Raw genomic sequence first — 16,384 nt, 5'->3', positions numbered from 1 at the left:
CGCTCCATTAATGGCGGAAGTGGCGCATGTCAGTGAAGATCATCGCAATACCGTGTTCGTCGGCAGCGGCAATCACTTCGTCATCACGGATAGAACCGCCAGGCTGGATCACACAGCTCACGCCAACGGCGGCAGCGGCATCAATACCGTCACGGAACGGGAAGAACGCGTCAGAGGCCATCGCGGAACCTTTCACTTCCAGACCTTCGTCAGCCGCTTTAATCCCGGCGATTTTCGCGGAGTAGACGCGGCTCATCTGGCCTGCGCCTATGCCGATGGTCATATTCTCTTTGGCGTAAACAATGGCGTTAGATTTCACGAACTTTGCCACTTTCCAGCAGAACAGCGCATCGCGCAGCTCTTGCTCGGTCGGCTGGCGTTTGGAAACCACGCGCAGTTCAGCTTCGCTCACCATACCCAGGTCACGATCCTGAACCAGCAGGCCGCCGTTAACACGCTTGAAGTCCAGACCCGGCACACGCTGTGCCCACTGACCGCAGGTCAGAACGCGCACGTTCTGCTTGGCGGCGGTGATTTTCAGCGCTTCTTCGCTGGCGGATGGGGCGATGATCACTTCTACGAACTGGCGGGAGATGATGGCCTGCGCGGTTTCGGCATCCAGCTCGCGGTTGAAGGCGATGATGCCGCCGAAGGCGGAGGTCGGGTCGGTTTTGTATGCGCGGTCGTAAGCGTCGAGAATAGAGGTACTTACCGCCACACCGCATGGGTTAGCGTGCTTGACGATCACGCAGGCCGGCTCGTTGAACTCTTTCACGCATTCCAGCGCCGCATCGGTATCGGCGATGTTGTTATAAGAGAGGGCTTTACCCTGAACCTGGGTTGCGGTGGCAACGGACGCTTCTTTCACATTTTCTTCTATATAGAAGGCAGCCTGCTGGTGGCTGTTCTCGCCGTAGCGCATATCCTGCTTCTTAATGAAGTTCAGGTTCAGCGTACGCGGGAAGCGACCGGCGGCTTCTTTGCTCTCACCGTGGTAGGCCGGAACCATGCTGCCGAAGTAGTTGGCAATCATGCTGTCGTAGGCGGCGGTGTGTTCGAAGGCTTTAATCGCGAGATCGAAACGGGTGTCGAGGGTCAGAGAACCTTCGTTAGCATCCATCTCTTTAATAATGGCGTCGTAGTCGCTGCTCTTCACCACGATAGCGACGTCTTTATGGTTCTTCGCAGCAGAGCGCACCATGGTCGGGCCGCCGATATCGATGTTCTCTACCGCATCTTCCAGCGAGCAGCCTTCGCGTGCTACGGTTTCGGCGAACGGATACAGGTTAACGACAACCATATCGATAGGGGCGATGTGGTGCTGTTCCATAATGGCATCGTCCTGGCCGCGACGACCGAGGATGCCGCCGTGGACTTTTGGATGCAGGGTCTTTACGCGTCCATCCATCATTTCCGGAAAACCGGTGTAATCGGAAACTTCGGTCACCGGCAGGCCTTTTTCTGCTAACAGGCGGGCGGTGCCCCCCGTAGACAGCAGCTCCACACCGCGTGCGGAAAGTGCCTGGGCGAATTCGATGATACCGGCCTTGTCAGAAACACTGAGCAGAGCGCGGCGGACTGGACGACGTTGTTGCATGGTAAATCCCCTGGATTTGACGATTACAGAGAGCGTTAGCTGAATTTTTCGTGAAAAACTCAGCTAACGCCCCTTATGGGGTATTCTCATTTTGCGGCGACATTGTAACGAAAACGTTTGCGCAACGCTCGCGAATTTTTCTTTTTAAATTCTGGCCCCGCTTTTATCCCTGAAAGATCATTTGCAGAGTGAGAAGATCCAGGAGATGAACGCGCATTTTGTGGATAAGTCTGTGCGTAAATGGGTATAACCAGGGGTTTTGCTGGGGAATGCAGCAAACAGTCATTTTTCTGCAATTTTTCTATTGCGGTCAGCAGAGAACTCCCTATAATGCGCCTCCATCGACACGGCGGATGTGAATCACTTCACACAAACAGCCGGTCGGTTGAAGAGAAAAATCCTGAAATTCAGGGTTGACTCTGAAAGAGGAAAGCGTAATATACGCCACCTCGCAACGGTGAGCGAAAGCCGCGTTGCACTGCTCTTTAACAATTTATCAGACAATCTGTGTGGGCACTCGAAGATACGGTTTCTTAACGTCGCAAGACGAAAAATGAATACCAAGTCTCAAGAGTGAACACGTAATTCATTACGAAGTTTAATTCTTTGAGCATCAAACTTTTAAATTGAAGAGTTTGATCATGGCTCAGATTGAACGCTGGCGGCAGGCCTAACACATGCAAGTCGAACGGTAACAGGAAGCAGCTTGCTGCTTTGCTGACGAGTGGCGGACGGGTGAGTAATGTCTGGGAAACTGCCTGATGGAGGGGGATAACTACTGGAAACGGTGGCTAATACCGCATAACGTCGCAAGACCAAAGAGGGGGACCTTCGGGCCTCTTGCCATCAGATGTGCCCAGATGGGATTAGCTTGTTGGTGAGGTAACGGCTCACCAAGGCGACGATCCCTAGCTGGTCTGAGAGGATGACCAGCCACACTGGAACTGAGACACGGTCCAGACTCCTACGGGAGGCAGCAGTGGGGAATATTGCACAATGGGCGCAAGCCTGATGCAGCCATGCCGCGTGTATGAAGAAGGCCTTCGGGTTGTAAAGTACTTTCAGCGGGGAGGAAGGTGTTGTGGTTAATAACCGCAGCAATTGACGTTACCCGCAGAAGAAGCACCGGCTAACTCCGTGCCAGCAGCCGCGGTAATACGGAGGGTGCAAGCGTTAATCGGAATTACTGGGCGTAAAGCGCACGCAGGCGGTCTGTCAAGTCGGATGTGAAATCCCCGGGCTCAACCTGGGAACTGCATTCGAAACTGGCAGGCTTGAGTCTTGTAGAGGGGGGTAGAATTCCAGGTGTAGCGGTGAAATGCGTAGAGATCTGGAGGAATACCGGTGGCGAAGGCGGCCCCCTGGACAAAGACTGACGCTCAGGTGCGAAAGCGTGGGGAGCAAACAGGATTAGATACCCTGGTAGTCCACGCCGTAAACGATGTCTACTTGGAGGTTGTGCCCTTGAGGCGTGGCTTCCGGAGCTAACGCGTTAAGTAGACCGCCTGGGGAGTACGGCCGCAAGGTTAAAACTCAAATGAATTGACGGGGGCCCGCACAAGCGGTGGAGCATGTGGTTTAATTCGATGCAACGCGAAGAACCTTACCTGGTCTTGACATCCACAGAACTTTCCAGAGATGGATTGGTGCCTTCGGGAACTGTGAGACAGGTGCTGCATGGCTGTCGTCAGCTCGTGTTGTGAAATGTTGGGTTAAGTCCCGCAACGAGCGCAACCCTTATCCTTTGTTGCCAGCGATTAGGTCGGGAACTCAAAGGAGACTGCCAGTGATAAACTGGAGGAAGGTGGGGATGACGTCAAGTCATCATGGCCCTTACGACCAGGGCTACACACGTGCTACAATGGCGCATACAAAGAGAAGCGACCTCGCGAGAGCAAGCGGACCTCATAAAGTGCGTCGTAGTCCGGATTGGAGTCTGCAACTCGACTCCATGAAGTCGGAATCGCTAGTAATCGTGGATCAGAATGCCACGGTGAATACGTTCCCGGGCCTTGTACACACCGCCCGTCACACCATGGGAGTGGGTTGCAAAAGAAGTAGGTAGCTTAACCTTCGGGAGGGCGCTTACCACTTTGTGATTCATGACTGGGGTGAAGTCGTAACAAGGTAACCGTAGGGGAACCTGCGGTTGGATCACCTCCTTACCTTAAAGAAGCGTACTTTGCAGTGCTCACACAGATTGTCTGATGAAAAGTAAATAGCAAGGCGTTTACGCGTTGGGAGTGAGGCTGAAGAAATAAGGCCGTTCGCTTTCTATTAATGAAAGCTCACCCTACACGAAAATATCACGCAGCGCGTGATAAGCAATTTTCGTGTCCCCTTCGTCTAGAGGCCCAGGACACCGCCCTTTCACGGCGGTAACAGGGGTTCGAATCCCCTAGGGGACGCCACTTGCGCGGTAATGTGTGAAAGGCGTTGCCATCAGTATCTCAAAACTGACTTACGAGTCACGTTTGAGATATTTGCTCTTTAAAAATCTGGATCAAGCTGAAAATTGAAACACAGAACAACGAAAGTTGTTCGTGAGTCTCTCAAATTTTCGCAACACGATGATGAATCGTAAGAAACATCTTCGGGTTGTGAGGTTAAGCGACTAAGCGTACACGGTGGATGCCCTGGCAGTCAGAGGCGATGAAGGGCGTGCTAATCTGCGATAAGCGCCGGTAAGGTGATATGAACCGTTATAACCGGCGATACCCGAATGGGGAAACCCAGTGTGATTCGTCACACTATCATTACGTGAATACATAGCGTAATGAAGCGAACCGGGGGAACTGAAACATCTAAGTACCCCGAGGAAAAGAAATCAACCGAGATTCCCCCAGTAGCGGCGAGCGAACGGGGAGGAGCCCAGAGCCTGAATCAGCATGTGTGTTAGTGGAAGCGTCTGGAAAGGCGCGCGATACAGGGTGACAGCCCCGTACACAAAAGCGCATGTGTTGTGAGCTCGATGAGTAGGGCGGGACACGTGGTATCCTGTCTGAATATGGGGGGACCATCCTCCAAGGCTAAATACTCCTGACTGACCGATAGTGAACCAGTACCGTGAGGGAAAGGCGAAAAGAACCCCGGCGAGGGGAGTGAAAAAGAACCTGAAACCGTGTACGTACAAGCAGTGGGAGCACCCTTTGGGGTGTGACTGCGTACCTTTTGTATAATGGGTCAGCGACTTATATTCTGTAGCAAGGTTAACCGAATAGGGGAGCCGGAGGGAAACCGAGTCTTAATTGGGCGTTAAGTTGCAGGGTATAGACCCGAAACCCGGTGATCTAGCCATGGGCAGGTTGAAGGTTGGGTAACACTAACTGGAGGACCGAACCGACTAATGTTGAAAAATTAGCGGATGACCTGTGGCTGGGGGTGAAAGGCCAATCAAACCGGGAGATAGCTGGTTCTCCCCGAAAGCTATTTAGGTAGCGCCTCGTGAACTCATCTCCGGGGGTAGAGCACTGTTTCGGCTAGGGGGCCATCCCGGCTTACCAACCCGATGCAAACTGCGAATACCGGAGAATGTTATCACGGGAGACACACGGCGGGTGCTAACGTCCGTCGTGAAGAGGGAAACAACCCAGACCGCCAGCTAAGGTCCCAAAGTCATAGTTAAGTGGGAAACGATGTGGGAAGGCCCAGACAGCCAGGATGTTGGCTTAGAAGCAGCCATCATTTAAAGAAAGCGTAATAGCTCACTGGTCGAGTCGGCCTGCGCGGAAGATGTAACGGGGCTAAACTATGCACCGAAGCTGCGGCAGCGACACTATGTGTTGTTGGGTAGGGGAGCGTTCTGTAAGCCTGTGAAGGTGTGTCGTGAGGCATGCTGGAGGTATCAGAAGTGCGAATGCTGACATAAGTAACGATAAAGCGGGTGAAAAGCCCGCTCGCCGGAAGACCAAGGGTTCCTGTCCAACGTTAATCGGGGCAGGGTGAGTCGACCCCTAAGGCGAGGCCGAAAGGCGTAGTCGATGGGAAACGGGTTAATATTCCCGTACTTGGTGTTACTGCGAAGGGGGGACGGAGAAGGCTATGTTGGCCGGGCGACGGTTGTCCCGGTTTAAGCGTGTAGGTGTGTGTTCCAGGTAAATCCGGTTCACTTTAACACTGAGGCGTGACGACGAGGCACTACGGTGCTGAAGCAACAAATGCCCTGCTTCCAGGAAAAGCCTCTAAGCATCAGGTAACATCAAATCGTACCCCAAACCGACACAGGTGGTCAGGTAGAGAATACCAAGGCGCTTGAGAGAACTCGGGTGAAGGAACTAGGCAAAATGGTGCCGTAACTTCGGGAGAAGGCACGCTGACACGTAGGTGAAGTGATTTACTCATGGAGCTGAAGTCAGTCGAAGATACCAGCTGGCTGCAACTGTTTATTAAAAACACAGCACTGTGCAAACACGAAAGTGGACGTATACGGTGTGACGCCTGCCCGGTGCCGGAAGGTTAATTGATGGGGTCAGCGCAAGCGAAGCTCCTGATCGAAGCCCCGGTAAACGGCGGCCGTAACTATAACGGTCCTAAGGTAGCGAAATTCCTTGTCGGGTAAGTTCCGACCTGCACGAATGGCGTAATGATGGCCAGGCTGTCTCCACCCGAGACTCAGTGAAATTGAACTCGCTGTGAAGATGCAGTGTACCCGCGGCAAGACGGAAAGACCCCGTGAACCTTTACTATAGCTTGACACTGAACATTGAGCCTTGATGTGTAGGATAGGTGGGAGGCTTTGAAGCGTGGACGCCAGTCTGCGTGGAGCCGACCTTGAAATACCACCCTTTAATGTTTGATGTTCTAACGTGGACCCGTGATCCGGGTTGCGGACAGTGTCTGGTGGGTAGTTTGACTGGGGCGGTCTCCTCCTAAAGAGTAACGGAGGAGCACGAAGGTTGGCTAATCCTGGTCGGACATCAGGAGGTTAGTGCAATGGCATAAGCCAGCTTGACTGCGAGCGTGACGGCGCGAGCAGGTGCGAAAGCAGGTCATAGTGATCCGGTGGTTCTGAATGGAAGGGCCATCGCTCAACGGATAAAAGGTACTCCGGGGATAACAGGCTGATACCGCCCAAGAGTTCATATCGACGGCGGTGTTTGGCACCTCGATGTCGGCTCATCACATCCTGGGGCTGAAGTAGGTCCCAAGGGTATGGCTGTTCGCCATTTAAAGTGGTACGCGAGCTGGGTTTAGAACGTCGTGAGACAGTTCGGTCCCTATCTGCCGTGGGCGCTGGAGAACTGAGGGGGGCTGCTCCTAGTACGAGAGGACCGGAGTGGACGCATCACTGGTGTTCGGGTTGTCATGCCAATGGCACTGCCCGGTAGCTAAATGCGGAAGAGATAAGTGCTGAAAGCATCTAAGCACGAAACTTGCCCCGAGATGAGTTCTCCCTGAGACTTAAAGTCTCCTGAAGGAACGTTGAAGACGACGACGTTGATAGGCCGGGTGTGTAAGCGCAGCGATGCGTTGAGCTAACCGGTACTAATGAACCGTGAGGCTTAACCTTACAACGCCGAAGATGTTTTGGCGGATTGAGAAGACAACAATTTTCAGCTCAGATTCAGAGTCCGAAGGATTTTACGCTGAGACAAGGCGGCAAACGCAGCGACGGAAGGAGCATACAGAAGTATGTGACTGACGCCCGCAAGAGCAGCCAACGCCGTATCAGTGTAAAAGACACAGGACAGAGCACAAAGAATTTGCCTGGCGGCACTAGCGCGGTGGTCCCACCTGACCCCATGCCGAACTCAGAAGTGAAACGCCGTAGCGCCGATGGTAGTGTGGGGTCTCCCCATGCGAGAGTAGGGAACTGCCAGGCATCAAATAAAACGAAGGGCCCTGTCGGAAGACAGGGCCTTTTGTTTTATCTGTGGTCTGCCGGTGAGCACTCTCCTGAGGAGGACAAATCCGCCGGGAGCGGATTTGAACGTTGCGCAGCAACGGCCCGTAGGGTGGCGGGCAGGACGCCCGCCATAAACTGCCAGGCATCAGACAAGTGAAGAAGCCCGTCCGTCTGGACGGGCTTCTTTGCGTGTGTGGTAACTGTAAAAATGTAGGCCTGATAAGCGCAGCGCCATCAGGCAACCGGCACCGCCGGATGGCAGTTTCGCCTTATCCGGCCTGTATGCACTTATCAGGCAGCACCACTACTCACGGATAAATTAAATTCAACAATGGATACGGTTTCCCAAGATCGTCAACCTCCGAACGTCCCGTCACCTTAAATCCCATTTTCTTATAAAATCCAACAGCTTGTGTATTTTGCTCGTTAACATTGGTTGTCAACCCCGGCGCCAGTGTTAACGCATGTTCAACTAATCTCTTACCGATACCCTGACCACGCACGTCCGGATCGACAAACAGCGCATCCATATGTTCGCCGGTAAGCAGCATAAATCCTACCGGCTCATCCTGATCGGTCACGGCAACCCATAGTGGCGCTTCTGGCAGAAAATCGCTCACCAGTTCTTCCAGTTCGGCCCGATAAGCGTTTGACAGAAAATCGTGCGTGGCATCGACTGAGCGACGCCAGATCGCAATCAGTTTTTCCCCTTCCTCATGCCTTGAACGACGAATGTTAATCATCATCTTCACTCCTTTTTTGCTTACTTCTATTCTAATGCAAATGCTGTCGTGAAACTTTCTCACCTTGAACTTGCAGACTCGACATTCGCCTGATTTCTGAGTATCTTCAGCTATCTGGATGTCTAAACGTTTAAACGTATGTCGTGAGGTTATCAGGTTATGCCGATTCGCGTGCTGGACGAGCTACCCGCCGTCAATTTTTTACGTGAGGAGAATGTCTTCGTCATGACGACTTCTCGCGCATCAGGTCAGGAAATTCGCCCGCTAAAGGTACTTATCCTTAACCTGATGCCGAAGAAGATTGAAACGGAAAATCAGTTTCTGCGCTTGCTATCGAACTCGCCATTGCAGGTCGATATTCAACTGCTGCGGATAGATGCCCGCGAGTCGAGGAACACGCCAGCCGAGCACCTGAACAACTTTTACTGTAACTTCGACGATATCTGCGATCAGAACTTTGATGGGCTTATCGTGACCGGAGCGCCGCTGGGTCTGGTGGAATTTAATGACGTGGCTTACTGGCCGCAGATTAGGCAGGTGCTTGAATGGGCGAAAGATCACGTTACTTCGACGCTATTTGTCTGTTGGGCCGTTCAGGCCGCACTCAATATTCTGTATGGTATCCCTAAGCAGACCCGTACAGATAAACTTTCCGGCGTCTATGAACATCACATCCTTCATCCACATGCTCTGTTAACGCGTGGTTTTGATGATTCGTTTCTTGCGCCACACTCACGCTATGCCGATTTCCCGGCGGCGCTGATACGGGATTATACGGATCTTGAAATTCTGGCCGAAACAGAAGAAGGGGATGCGTACCTGTTTGCCAGCAAAGATAAACGTATTGCGTTTGTCACCGGTCATCCTGAATATGACGCTCATACGTTAGCGGGTGAATATTTTCGTGACGTTGAGGCCGGGTTAAATCCGGAGGTTCCGTACAACTATTTCCCGAAAAACGATCCGCAAAACATACCGCGCGCAACCTGGCGCAGCCACGGTAATTTACTGTTTACTAACTGGCTCAACTATTATGTCTACCAGATTACGCCATATGATCTGCGTCACATGAATCCAACCCTGGATTAATCTTCTGCTTCTGACGATCCTAAAGCGTTTCAGCATGTTGAATCAGGCACCTTCGGGTGCCTTTTTTATTTCCGAAACGCACCTCATCATGTAATTAAATTTAATTTATATTGTTATCAATAAGTTAACGCATAATTAAATTAAAAATGGAAATTGTTTTTGATTTTGAAATTTAATTGAGTAGTCTTAGTTGTGTTGAACGAAAAGCGCACAGTGATCCTTCGTTCGCATTGGGGATGTATCTGGATCAACAACGAGGAGCTGCATGATGAATCCACAGGCAACCACAACTGATGAATTAACCTTTACCAGGCCGCAAGGCGAGCTGGAAAAGCAAGTCCTGACCGCTGAGGCAGTCGAGTTTTTGACGGAGTTAGTCACCCGTTTTACGCCAAAACGCAATAAACTCCTGGCTGCACGTATCCAGCAACAGCAGGATATTGATAACGGTAAGTTGCCTGATTTTATTTCGGAAACCACTTCCATTAGAGAAAGTAATTGGCAGATTCGTGGTATTCCGGCGGATTTACAGGATCGCCGAGTAGAAATTACCGGGCCGGTTGAACGTAAAATGGTGATTAATGCCCTGAACGCAAATGTGAAAGTGTTTATGGCGGATTTTGAAGACTCGCTGGCGCCGGACTGGAATAAAGTTATTGATGGTCAAATCAACCTGCGTGATGCGGTGAACGGCACCATTAGCTATACCAACGAAGCCGGAAAAATCTATCAGCTCAAGCCCGATCCGGCCGTATTGATTTGTCGTGTACGCGGTCTACATCTGCCAGAAAAACATGTTACCTGGCGGGGGGAAGCCATTCCCGGCAGCCTGTTTGATTTTGCTCTGTACTTTTTCCACAACTATAAAGCGCTGCTCGCTAAAGGTAGCGGCCCGTATTTTTACCTGCCGAAAACGCAAGCCTGGCAGGAGGCAGCCTGGTGGAGCGAAGTCTTCAGCTACGCCGAAGACCGCTTTAACCTGCCGCGCGGTACGATCAAAGCGACCCTGTTGATTGAAACGCTTCCTGCTGTTTTCCAGATGGATGAGATTCTTCATGCGTTGCGTGATCATATCGTCGGTCTCAACTGTGGTCGCTGGGATTATATTTTCAGCTATATCAAAACGTTGAAAAATCACCCGGATCGCGTCCTGCCGGACAGGCAGGTGGTAACGATGGACAAACCGTTTCTGAGTGCCTACTCGCGCCTGCTGATCAAAACCTGCCACAAGCGCGGCGCGTTCGCGATGGGCGGTATGGCGGCGTTTATCCCGAGCAAAGACGTTGAACGCAACAATCAGGTCCTTGCCAAAGTGAAAGCGGATAAAGCGCTGGAAGCGAACAACGGCCACGACGGCACGTGGATTGCGCATCCCGGGTTGGCGGATACCGCAATGGCCGTCTTTAACGAGGTACTGGGCGAGCACAAAAATCAGCTGTTCATTACCCGTGATGAAGATGCGCCGATTACCGCTGAACAGTTACTGGAGCCATGTGAAGGCGAACGCACAGAAGCGGGAATGCGCGCCAATATTCGCGTGGCAGTGCAGTACATTGAAGCGTGGATCTCCGGCAATGGCTGTGTACCGATTTACGGTCTGATGGAGGATGCCGCGACGGCGGAAATCTCACGAACCTCTATCTGGCAGTGGATTCACCATGAGAAAACACTGAGCAATGGAAAACCCGTAACGAAAGCGCTTTTCCGCGAAATGTTGGCGGAAGAGATGCGGGTAATCCAGGACGAACTGGGCGAGCACCGCTACAGCAGCGGGCGCTTCGACGATGCCGCACGTCTGATGGAGCAAATCACCACCTCAGATGACTTAATCGACTTCCTCACCCTGCCGGGCTATCGCTTACTGGCTTAATTCACCACATAACAATATGGAGCATCTGCACATGAAAACCCGTACTCAACAAATCGAAGAATTACAGAAAGAGTGGACACAACCGCGCTGGGAAGGCATCACCCGCCCGTACAGCGCGGAGGAGGTGGTGAAATTACGCGGCTCGGTTAACCCGGAGTGCACGCTGGCGCAGCTCGGCGCCGCGAAAATGTGGCGGCTGTTGCACGGTGAAGCGAAAAAAGGCTATATCAACAGCCTTGGCGCGCTGACCGGCGGTCAGGCGTTGCAGCAGGCGAAAGCTGGTATTGAGGCGATTTATCTTTCAGGCTGGCAGGTGGCGGCAGATGCCAACCTGGCATCCAGCATGTATCCGGATCAATCGTTGTACCCGGCAAACTCTGTTCCGGCGGTAGTGGATCGGATCAACAACACTTTCCGTCGTGCGGATCAGATCCAGTGGGCATCCGGTATTGAACCCAACGATCCGCGCTATGTGGATTACTTCCTGCCGATCGTTGCTGATGCGGAAGCCGGTTTTGGCGGCGTTCTGAATGCCTTCGAACTGATGAAATCGATGATTGAAGCCGGTGCAGCGGCCGTTCACTTCGAAGATCAGCTGGCGTCGGTGAAGAAATGCGGCCATATGGGCGGCAAGGTGCTGGTTCCCACGCAGGAGGCGATTCAGAAACTGGTTGCTGCGCGTCTGGCCGCTGATGTGATGGGCGTCCCGACGCTGGTGATTGCGCGTACCGATGCGGATGCGGCAGATCTGATCACCTCCGACTGCGATCCCTATGACAGCGGTTTTATTACCGGCGAACGCACCAGCGAAGGTTTTTACCGCACCCATGCGGGCATTGAGCAGGCGATCAGCCGCGGTCTGGCGTATGCCCCGTATGCCGATCTGGTATGGTGCGAAACCTCTACGCCGGATCTCGAACTGGCGCGTCGTTTTGCCGATGCTATCCACGCGAAGTATCCGGGCAAACTGCTGGCCTATAACTGTTCACCATCCTTCAACTGGCAGAAGAATCTGGACGACAAGACCATTGCCAGCTTCCAGCAGCAGTTGTCGGACATGGGTTACAAATACCAGTTTATTACCCTGGCGGGCATCCACAGCATGTGGTTCAACATGTTCGACCTGGCGCATGCATACGCGCAGGGCGAGGGCATGAAGCACTATGTTGAGAAGGTTCAACAACCCGAGTTCGCCGCGGCGAAAGACGGCTACACCTTTGTTTCCCACCAGCAGGAAGTGGGCACTGGTTACTTCGACAAAGTCACCACCATTATTCAGGGTGGCGCGTCATCCGTTACCGCGTTAACGGGTTCCACCGAAGAATCGCAGTTTTGATTGATGCCCGGTGGCGCTGCGCTTACCGGGCCTACAGATAGCGTAGGCCGGATAAGCGAACGCGCCATCCGGCAGGACGTGGTGCCGGATGAGGGGAAAAAATGCCGCGTGGCCTGGAATTACTGATTGCTCAAACCATCCTGCAAGGCTTTGACGCGCAGTATGGTCGATTTCTGGAAGTGACTTCCGGCGCGCAGCAGCGTTTTGAACAGGCCGACTGGCACGCCGTCCAGCAGGCGATGAAAAGCCGTATCCACCTCTATGATCATCATGTGGGTCTGGTGGTGGAGCAACTGCGCTGTATTACCGATGGCAAAAGTACCGACGCGGATTTCCTTTTACGCGTTAAAGAGCATTACACCCGGCTGTTGCCGGATTACCCGCGCTTCGAGATTGCGGAGAGCTTTTTCAACTCCGTTTATTGCCGGTTATTTGACCACCGCTCGTTAACACCCGAGCGGTTGTTTATTTTCAGTTCGCAACCGGAGCGTCGCTTCCGTACTATCCCGCGCCCGCTGGCCAAAGACTTCTTTCCCGATCACGGTTGGGAGACGCTGTTGATGCGCATACTCAGTGATTTACCGCTGCGTCTGCCCTGGCAGAATAAAAGCCGGGATATCCGCTATATTATCGCGCACCTGACTGAAACACTGGGCGAGGACGCGCTACCTCGCTGCCATGTCCAGGTGGCGAATGAGTTGTTTTACCGTAATAAAGCGGCCTGGCTGGTAGGTAAATTAACCACACCTGACGGTACGCTGCCGTTTTTATTGCCGATTCATCGTACTGATGAGGGGGAACTGTTTGTCGATACCTGCCTGACCACCACGGCAGAAGCGAGCATTGTGTTTGGTTTTGCCCGCTCTTATTTTATGGTGTATGCGCCGCTGCCTGCCGCGCTGGTTGAGTGGTTGCGTGAAATCCTGCCGGGTAAAACCACTGCCGAACTGTATATGGCGATTGGCTGCCAGAAACATGCGAAAACCGAAAGCTACCGCGAATATTTATGTTATCTGGCTGAAAGCGATGAGAAATTCATTGAGGCGCCTGGTATCCGCGGCATGGTGATGCTGGTGTTTACCCTGCCAGGTTTCGACCGGGTATTTAAAATCATTAAAGACAAATTCGCCCCGCAGAAAGAGATGTCTGCCGCCCATGTGCGTGCCTGTTATCAACTGGTAAAAGAGCATGATCGCGTCGGTCGTATGGCGGATACCCAGGAGTTTGAGAATTTCGTACTGGATAAACGGCAAATCGATCCGGCGCTGATGGCGCTGTTACGACAAGAAGCGCCAGAGAAGATTACCGATCTTGGGGAACATATCGTCATTCGCCATCTCTATATTGAACGTCGCATGGTGCCACTCAATATCTGGCTGGAACAGGTAGAAGGCCAGCAGTTGCGCGATGCGATAGAAGAATATGGTAATGCGATTCGCCAGCTTGCCGCCGCTAATATTTTCCCCGGCGATATGTTGTTTAAAAACTTTGGCGTTACCCGTCATGGTCGCGTGGTGTTCTATGACTACGATGAAATTTGCTACATGACGGAAGTGAATTTCCGCGATATTCCGCCAGCGCGTTATCCGGAAGACGAACTGGCCAGCGAACCCTGGTATAGCGTCTCGCCGGGTGATGTTTTCCCGGAGGAGTTTCGCCACTGGCTGTGTGCCGATCCGCGTATCGGGCCATTGTTTGAAGAGATGCATGCCGACCTGTTTCGCGCCGATTACTGGCGCGCGCTACAGACGCGTATTAAAGAAGGGCATGTAGAAGATGTGTATGCCTATCGTCGTCGCCAGCGCTTTAGCGTGCGTTATGATATGAGGAAAACTTCATATTTATAAGCATCTTTCCCACAAGGATGTCCGGACACGGAATAGTTACTCTGATGAAAACCGTAAATTATGTATGATACACTGTAATTTAGGGAATTTAATGAGAAACAATGATGTTTGATATTCATGGTAAGAAATTAACTACACATGGTTATAATAAGTTTGTATTTATCGGCCTAATAATCTGCTCTGCTATATTTATAGCGATTGGTATTTTTTGTCTGACACTTATGAATATGCCAACCTCAAGAGAGGAAGCTGGAGGTGGTATTTATTTTACTGTTGAGCTAGGGGGGGTGAGTCCGATGATGCTGTTCTCACTCATTGGCGGCGGGCTAATCATCCTGGGGTTGGTTGCTGCAACAATAGCATTAATGCAAAAAAATGTCCCCACATTTACCATCACCGAAAAGGGTATTATTTGTAAATATAAAGGTAAAGAAACTCTTTCCCTTTTTAAGGACATTTCTGATGTTTATCTCTTTTCAGTGGGCAGAACCAGCTATACAGGTTCTATAAACTCTCTGGCATATAGAAAAAATAAAAGTGATGCCTGGACTTTGATTTCACCACGAAATTCAGGTTATGACAAACTAATCTCCACTTTCAGGAGCCTGTATTCAGAACAAAGAGTACAGGCATTACGTGCGCAACTGGAACATGGGGCTACATTAGAATTTAATTATGTAGATGCAAAGATGATCTGGTTTAAAAGGGCATTTTCGCTTAACGTTGCGGGCGCAGCAAATATAGATTCCTCACTGCAGAAGTTTTATCTGACTAAAGACAATATCATCAAAGATGATAAAAGCATCATTATCAACAAATCTGATAAGATTAACACCGCTAGCTGGGTTGATAATTTACATCTTATTGATAGAGACGGTAATAAAAAATTCTCAATGATGTTCCCGTCTATCATATCGGCAGATGTGTTTTGTACGCTATTACAGGAAGCCATCGATCGGGCGGAAATGTAATGTCTGGATTTTTTTGACTATTTAGCATTTTTTGCGGTGATGTGCGCCAGCCTGAGGGTAAGGCGCGCATCACCGCGCCCCACCATAGGCCAGCGTCACCTCTTTCGCCGCTTTAATCACCATGGCGCCAAGTTCGGTGACGCGATCGTCAGTAATGCGTGAGCAGGGGCCGGAAATAGAGAGGGCCGCAAACGGTTCGCGGTGTTCGTCATAAATACACGAGGCCACGCAGCGCAGACCGAGCGCATGTTCTTCGTCGTCAAAGGAATAGCCGCGCTTGCGTGTTTGGGCGAGGTCATCTTTCAGATGCAGCGGCGACACCAGCGTCGCATGGGTATAAGCGTGCAACCCCTTGCGGTGCAGCAGACTGGTAACCTGTTCCTCACTGAGCTGTGATAAAAACGCCTTGCCCGCGCCAGAGGCGTGCATGGGCAGCTTGCCGCCAATAGGGGCGGACATGCGCATCAATTGTGTGCACTGCACCTGGTCGATAATAATGGCCTGATGGTCGCTCTGGTCGAGTACGGCAAGGTTTACCGTTTCGCCGGAGTCCTCCATCAGCTTGCGCAAAATCGGATGGACAATCGCCAGCAGATTACGGCTCTGTAAGAAGCTGCTACCGACGATAAACGCGTGTGCGCCTACGGCCCAGTGGCCCAGCTCACCAACCTGGCGGACAAAACCCTGTTGCTGCATGGTGGTGAGTAGACGGTGAGTCGTGGAATTAGGCAAACCCGCCTGTTGCGCCAGTTCGGTCAGCGCGACGCTGCCGTTGGACTCGGCAATCCACTCCAGCAGCTTCAGACCACGGGTTAAAGACTGAACCTGCCCGGTTACGGGTGCAGTGGTAGCGGCAGGTTTTCTCCCGCGTTTCGCGGGAACAGGGGCAACCATGGCAGACTCCTTTTTCTGTATCGTGGAAATCATTTTCGTTTTATTCAATTATAATGCAAGAGTTCCTGAACTGATCGGATGAGTGACATCACAGGATGCCCGATGGCGCTGCGCTTATCAGGCCTACGCTTTGGGAGCCGCCAAAGTAATTTGTAGGCTGGATAAGGCGCTTGCGCCGCCATCCGGCAAAGC

General features: G+C 51.9%; 8 protein-coding genes, 1 tRNA gene and 3 rRNA genes. 9 read left to right on the top strand and 3 right to left on the bottom strand.

The window, feature by feature from the left end:
* Positions 1–7: 7 nt before the first annotated feature.
* Positions 8–1,597, bottom strand: coding sequence for a bifunctional phosphoribosylaminoimidazolecarboxamide formyltransferase/IMP cyclohydrolase (gene purH / locus QEN31_RS21970; protein WP_001187512.1), 1,590 nt, complete (start codon positions 1,595–1,597; stop codon positions 8–10).
* Positions 1,598–2,220: 623 nt separating this feature from the next.
* Here purH and QEN31_RS21965 point away from each other — a divergent pair.
* From QEN31_RS21965 to rrf, 4 genes are all read left to right on the top strand, one after another.
* Positions 2,221–3,762 (top strand): 16S ribosomal RNA (locus QEN31_RS21965).
* Between the two features lie 170 nt (positions 3,763–3,932).
* A tRNA-Glu gene (locus QEN31_RS21960) sits at positions 3,933–4,008 on the top strand.
* A 193-nt stretch (positions 4,009–4,201) separates the two neighbouring features.
* Positions 4,202–7,106, top strand: a 23S ribosomal RNA gene (locus QEN31_RS21955).
* Between the two features lie 196 nt (positions 7,107–7,302).
* A 5S ribosomal RNA gene (rrf, locus tag QEN31_RS21950) occupies positions 7,303–7,418 on the top strand.
* The 16S, 23S and 5S rRNA genes sit together here with 1 tRNA gene alongside, the layout of an rRNA operon.
* Positions 7,419–7,750: 332 nt before the next feature.
* Here rrf and QEN31_RS21945 read toward each other — a convergent pair.
* Positions 7,751–8,188 carry an acetyltransferase gene (locus QEN31_RS21945; protein ID WP_000973248.1) on the bottom strand — a complete coding sequence of 146 codons (438 nt, stop codon included), beginning with the start codon at positions 8,186–8,188 and terminating at the stop codon, positions 7,751–7,753.
* A 156-nt stretch (positions 8,189–8,344) separates the two neighbouring features.
* Between QEN31_RS21945 and metA the strand changes: the two genes are divergently transcribed.
* The 5 genes from metA to QEN31_RS21920 all read left to right on the top strand — a co-directional run bounded on the left by metA (position 8,345) and on the right by QEN31_RS21920 (position 15,298).
* Complete coding sequence (gene metA, locus QEN31_RS21940) at positions 8,345–9,274, top strand: homoserine O-acetyltransferase MetA (protein ID WP_001122767.1); 930 nt, start codon at positions 8,345–8,347, stop codon at positions 9,272–9,274.
* 268 nt (positions 9,275–9,542) lie between these two features.
* Entirely contained in the window at positions 9,543–11,144 is a 1,602-nt protein-coding gene (aceB, locus tag QEN31_RS21935) for a malate synthase A (RefSeq protein ID WP_001069371.1), read from the top strand.
* 31 nt (positions 11,145–11,175) lie between these two features.
* Positions 11,176–12,480, top strand: a complete 1,305-nt coding sequence (aceA, locus tag QEN31_RS21930; RefSeq protein WP_000857882.1) for an isocitrate lyase — start codon at positions 11,176–11,178, stop codon at positions 12,478–12,480.
* 101 nt (positions 12,481–12,581) lie between these two features.
* Positions 12,582–14,327: a bifunctional isocitrate dehydrogenase kinase/phosphatase gene (aceK, locus tag QEN31_RS21925; RefSeq protein ID WP_023250192.1), complete on the top strand. Its 1,746-nt coding sequence runs from the start codon at positions 12,582–12,584 to the stop codon at positions 14,325–14,327.
* Positions 14,328–14,428: 101 nt separating this feature from the next.
* A complete protein-coding gene (locus QEN31_RS21920; protein ID WP_064239899.1) occupies positions 14,429–15,298 on the top strand; it encodes a hypothetical protein in 870 nt (289 codons plus the stop codon).
* 69 nt (positions 15,299–15,367) lie between these two features.
* Here the strand turns inward: QEN31_RS21920 and iclR are convergent, their stop codons facing one another.
* On the bottom strand, positions 15,368–16,192 hold the full coding sequence (gene iclR / locus QEN31_RS21915) for a glyoxylate bypass operon transcriptional repressor IclR (protein WP_000226432.1): 825 nt from the start codon (positions 16,190–16,192) through the stop codon (positions 15,368–15,370).
* Positions 16,193–16,384 lie beyond the last annotated feature (192 nt).

Origin of the sequence: Salmonella sp. SA15303 (assembly GCF_029962125.1) — a bacterium.
GTDB lineage: Bacteria > Pseudomonadota > Gammaproteobacteria > Enterobacterales > Enterobacteriaceae > Salmonella > Salmonella enterica.
The sequence above is the reverse complement of the archived record's forward strand: the minus strand, read 5'-3'. Positions and strand labels throughout refer to the sequence as shown.

Coding starts and splice junctions, on each gene's coding strand:
- aceK (WP_023250192.1), top strand. CDS start 12,582: ATGCCGCGTGGCCTGGAATTACTGATTGCTCAAACCATCCTGCAAGGC.
- metA (WP_001122767.1), top strand. CDS start 8,345: ATGCCGATTCGCGTGCTGGACGAGCTACCCGCCGTCAATTTTTTACGT.
- QEN31_RS21945 (WP_000973248.1), bottom strand. CDS start 8,188: ATGATGATTAACATTCGTCGTTCAAGGCATGAGGAAGGGGAAAAACTG.
- iclR (WP_000226432.1), bottom strand. CDS start 16,192: ATGGTTGCCCCTGTTCCCGCGAAACGCGGGAGAAAACCTGCCGCTACC.
- purH (WP_001187512.1), bottom strand. CDS start 1,597: ATGCAACAACGTCGTCCAGTCCGCCGCGCTCTGCTCAGTGTTTCTGAC.
- aceA (WP_000857882.1), top strand. CDS start 11,176: ATGAAAACCCGTACTCAACAAATCGAAGAATTACAGAAAGAGTGGACA.
- aceB (WP_001069371.1), top strand. CDS start 9,543: ATGAATCCACAGGCAACCACAACTGATGAATTAACCTTTACCAGGCCG.
- QEN31_RS21920 (WP_064239899.1), top strand. CDS start 14,429: ATGATGTTTGATATTCATGGTAAGAAATTAACTACACATGGTTATAAT.